5 protein-coding genes are annotated in these 4,156 nt (G+C 73.6%); 4 read left to right on the top strand and 1 reads right to left on the bottom strand.

The genetic code is table 11. The features are described from left to right. Positions 1 to 34 precede the first annotated feature (34 nt). Entirely contained in the window at positions 35 to 1,018 is a 984-nt protein-coding gene (locus ACFU6K_RS32895) for a LuxR C-terminal-related transcriptional regulator (RefSeq protein WP_380669292.1), read from the bottom strand. 329 nt (positions 1,019 to 1,347) lie between these two features. Between ACFU6K_RS32895 and ACFU6K_RS32890 the strand changes: the two genes are divergently transcribed. From ACFU6K_RS32890 to ACFU6K_RS32875, 4 genes are all read left to right on the top strand, one after another. Continuing rightward, on the top strand, positions 1,348 to 2,679 hold the full coding sequence (locus ACFU6K_RS32890) for an IS256 family transposase (RefSeq protein ID WP_380669290.1): 1,332 nt from the start codon (positions 1,348 to 1,350) through the stop codon (positions 2,677 to 2,679). 185 nt (positions 2,680 to 2,864) lie between these two features. After that, complete coding sequence (locus ACFU6K_RS32885) at positions 2,865 to 3,023, top strand: hypothetical protein (RefSeq protein ID WP_158077742.1); 159 nt, start codon at positions 2,865 to 2,867, stop codon at positions 3,021 to 3,023. Between the two features lie 119 nt (positions 3,024 to 3,142). Further along, positions 3,143 to 3,355, top strand: coding sequence for an MbtH family protein (locus ACFU6K_RS32880; protein ID WP_049649760.1), 213 nt, complete (start codon positions 3,143 to 3,145; stop codon positions 3,353 to 3,355). Between the two features lie 596 nt (positions 3,356 to 3,951). Continuing rightward, on the top strand, positions 3,952 to 4,156 hold a 205-nt coding region (locus ACFU6K_RS32875; protein ID WP_380669287.1), incomplete at its 3' end, for an acyl carrier protein.

The following is a 4,156-nucleotide window of genomic DNA, read 5'->3' as shown; positions in this document are numbered from 1 at the left end:
GTGGCGGTTTCGGCGTTCCGGGGCGCGCGGCCCGTCAGAGTTCGTCGAGGGGTTCGTCCAGGACGCCCTGGCGGGCGATGATGTAGCCGAGGTGGCCGCGGCTGCGGCTGCCGAGGAGTTCGCTGGCCTTCTGGATGTGGCTGGACACGGTGCGGGTGCTCATGCCGAGGCGGGAGGCGATGGCCTCGTCGGTGTAGCCGTTGACCATCAGGCGCAGCACGTTCTGCCGGGTGCGGGCGGTCAGCAGGCGGGGGCGGTGGTGGCCCTGCTGGTAGGTGACGGGCTCGGCGCGCTCCCACATCAGCTCGAAGATCTTGAGCAGGTACTCGACCAGCGGCGGGAGTTCGATGAGCATCGCCGCGGCCTGGCGGTCGGCGCCGGCCGGGATGAAGGCGGTGGAGCGGTCGCAGATGATCACCCGGTCGAAGACCTCGTTCAGGGTGCGCACCTGGGCGCCCTGGGCGGTGACCTGCTCGATGTAGGCCAGCGTCGGGCCGTGCGAGCGCACGGTGTGCTGGTAGAGGGTGCGTTGGCGCACGCCGCGGCCGGCCAGGGCGAGGTCGCGCGGGAGCGCGTCGCCCAGTTGCTCGGGGCCGCGGCCGCCGCCCGGCTGGGCGGTGAGCAGTTCCTCGGTGCAGGCGGCGACGGCCTTCTCCAGCGCGGGGTTGATCTCCTCGCCCGCCAGCAGCCGGATCGGCAACTTGGCGCGCCGCATGACGTCGCGGTAGGTGTGCTCGGCGGCGTGGAAGGAGGTGTGCAGTGCGGCGAGCCGCTCCTGGTGGGCCAGCACGGCGAGTTCGAGCGGCCGCGCCAGTCCGGTGGCGGCGATGTCGGGCGGGACGGGGACGAGCCGGTCACCGGAGCCGGGCAGCGGGCGCAGCAGACCCATCGCGAGCAGGCACTCGGGGGCTTCGCCGGTCGCCTCCCCCTCGGCCAGCGCCGTGCGGTAGAACTCGATGCCCCGGTCGCAGAGCTGGGGTGTTCCCCTTTCCGCGCAGTTGTCCTGACTTGGGCACATCTGGGCATCCTTCCGGCTTCGGCATTGCGGTTTCACGAATGCCCGTACCGGCTACCGCCAGGCATCCGAACCGGCAAGATGGAAGTGACTGCCGTTCGGAAGCCGCCCCCCGGGCTCCGACAGCCGTGAGTGTACGCCCAAAGGGCGCGGAAATCATCGGCTGACGGTAGTCGGGCGTGCACGCAAACGGGGAGCCGGGGCCGCGGTCGTGACCGCACCCGGCAGCGGTGACCGGGGGATCGCCGGCGCATCGCACCTGGCGTCCCGACGGGACGTCCGGAGCGGGCGGTCGGTGCACGGAACGGCCTACAGACGGAAGGCACCCCCAGTTGCGAGCTGATTCCGACCCGGCGGCACCGCCCGCCGCCCTCGCCGGCCTGGTGGACCAGCGCCTGGTGCGGCAGTTGGCGGAGGCCGCCGCCGCGCAGGTCGGCTCCGGCGCCGTCCGGCTGCTGGGCGACGGCGGGATTCTCCAGGCCTTCGCCAAGCAGCTGATCGAGGGCGCCCTGGAGCTCGAACTCCAGGAGCACCTGCGCGGATCCGGCAACGGTTCCGGCTCCGGCAACGGCTCCGGCCCCGGCGGCAACGGCCGCAACGGCACCCGGGCCAGACGGCTGCTCACCGAGATCGGCCCGGTCGAGGTGCGGGTGCCCCGGGACCGCGAGGGCAGCTTCACCCCCAAGGCCGTCCTCCCCCGCGCCCGGCGCCTGCCCGGGCTCGACCGGCTGGTGATCTCGCTGACCGCGCGCGGCCTCAGTTCGGGCGAGCTGGTGGCGCACCTGGCCGAGGTGTACGGCGTGGAGCTGAGCCGGGAGACCGTCTCGGCCATCACCGACCAGGTGCTGGACGAGCTCGCCGAGCGGCGCGGGCGGCGGCTCGACCCGGTCTACCCGGTGGTCTTCGTCGACTCGGTGCGCAGCGGCCGCTCGGGCGGGCCGCTGGTGCACCTGGCGCTCGGGGTCTCCACCGAGGGCCGGCGCGAGGTGCTGGGCCTGTGGCCGGCCGCGGACGGGGAGCAGTGGCCGCAGGTGCTGGCCGGGCTCGCCGAGCGCGGGGTGCGGGAGGTCTGGGTGCTGGTGGGCGGCACCGGTGCGGTGCTGGCGGAGGCGGCGGCCGAGCGGTGGCCTCGTACGGTGGTGCACGGTTCGGTGGCGCACCTGTTGCACGCGGCGCTGCGGCACGCGCCCGGCGAGGACTGGGGGGCGCTCTCCCGGGCGCTGCGCGAGACCTGTACGGCGCCGACCGAGGCGGCGGCGCTGGAGCGGCTGGCGCAGGCCGAGCGGGAGTGGGGGCCGAGCCACCGCGAGGTGTTCCGGGTGTGGCGGTCGGCCTGGCCGCTGCTGGCCCCCGGTTTCCGCTTCGGCCCGGAGGCGCGGCGGCTGCTGACGGGCGGGGGCGCGCTGGAGCGGCTGCACGCCCGGCTGCGCCGGATCGAGCAGTCCGCCGGGCGGGTGCAGGACGAACGGGCGGCGCTCAAGCGCGCCTACCTGGCGACGCTCGCCCTGGAGTCGCCGACCGGGACGGGCCGGCCGTGGGTCGAGGACTGGCCCGCCGTCCGGGAGGAGTTGCGCCGGGGCTCGCTGCGGCGGGCCGGAGTGCCCGCTTCCGCCCAGCGGTGTCCCCCGCGATGTCCCACGCGCCCGCGGAGTTCCCACCACTGATCTGACAGACCCAGGTGCGACTTGGATCATGTCTGTCTGTTTTTGGCACGATCTGACCGGGCTTCCGGTTCCCGCATTGCGTGTTCACGATCACAGTCAGAGCTTCCAAGCACGTTTGGGCCTTCGGCAGGATGCATTTCAGAGCGAAGAGGGCAGACCGCCCTCCTCAGGAAGAGGAATTCGCGATGCCAAGCCTTGCCGTCCGCGTCCACAAGATGCTCGGGATGCTCGCCGTCCTGCTGGCCGCCGTGGTGGGCCTCCAACTCCACGCCCAACCGCACCTGTCCACGGTCTCCGTCACCGCCCACGACGCCCCCAGCGAGGACTCCGGCTGGGGTCCGTGAGCCGCGGCTCCGTTTGATCACATCCGGTCACTTCCGACCACCCTGCTCCTCCCCTTCTCGCACTGCTCTGCACGGCTACGAACCAGATCTGCACAGCTACGAACAGAGAGGAACCGACGATGGCGAACCCGTTCGAGGATGCCGAGGCCAGCTACCTCGTCCTGACGAACGACGAGGGCCAGCACTCGCTGTGGCCGGCCTTCAGCCCGGTGCCCGCCGGTTGGCAGCAGGTTTTCGGTGCCGCCGGACGGCAGGACTGCCTCGACTACGTCGAGCAGAACTGGCAGGACCTGCGGCCGAAGAGCCTCATCGCGCACCTGTCCGAGCACTGACCCCGGGCACCGCCCACCGACCGACGGACCGCTGAGCACCGCGCGGCCTCCGGACGGGGATCCACGCCGAGCGGCCGCTCACCCGGCCGTGACACCTCGGCAGCGCACCACCCGGCAGTGCACCACCTGACGGGGCACCACCCGGCAGGGCACCACCTGACAGCGCACCACCTGACAGCGCACCACCTCGGCACCGCACCCGGGGCAGCCCGCCGCTCACCCGGCACCGCCCCGCACCCGAGCCGCCCCTCACCAGGCCGCTCGCCCGGTCGTCGGCGCACCGCACCGCCGGAGCCCGCCGGCACCGTCACACCACCGCAGCACCCCGCCACCGCCGCGCGGCCGCACCGTCACGCCGCCGGCGCGGTCCCGTGTCCGACGTCTACGCGCGTGCATCGAACAGCACCGGCGCGCCACCACCCTCCGCACCGCCGCACCGCACCCGTGCGCCGCACGGACGTCACACGAAGCACACCGCAGCACCGCAAGACGACCGCAACATCGCTCCGCCGACCCCCCGGGCCGACCGCCCCGGGGTCAACCCAGCTCGCCGCTCCCGCCACCGCGGGGGCCAGCCGCACGAGGGAGAGAGTCACATGTCCGGGGTCCAGCAGACGCACAGATCCGAGCAGCGGCCGGAAGCGGCCGAGGTCCTGTGCCGACTGTTCGCGGAGGTGCTCGGCCGGGAGTCGGTCGACCCCGCGGCGGGCTTCTACGACCTGGGCGGCGACCGGCCCGCCGCCGAGCGGCTGCTGGCCCGCGTGCACGACGAGTTCGGCGTCCGCCTGGAACCGTCCGTCC

The organism is Kitasatospora sp. NPDC057512, from assembly GCF_042802135.1.
GTDB lineage: Bacteria > Actinomycetota > Actinomycetes > Streptomycetales > Streptomycetaceae > Kitasatospora.
This window is presented reverse-complemented; position numbering and strand designations above follow the sequence as displayed.

Coding starts and splice junctions, on each gene's coding strand:
- ACFU6K_RS32895 (WP_380669292.1), bottom strand. CDS start 1,018: ATGTGCCCAAGTCAGGACAACTGCGCGGAAAGGGGAACACCCCAGCTC.
- ACFU6K_RS32885 (WP_158077742.1), top strand. CDS start 2,865: ATGCCAAGCCTTGCCGTCCGCGTCCACAAGATGCTCGGGATGCTCGCC.
- ACFU6K_RS32880 (WP_049649760.1), top strand. CDS start 3,143: ATGGCGAACCCGTTCGAGGATGCCGAGGCCAGCTACCTCGTCCTGACG.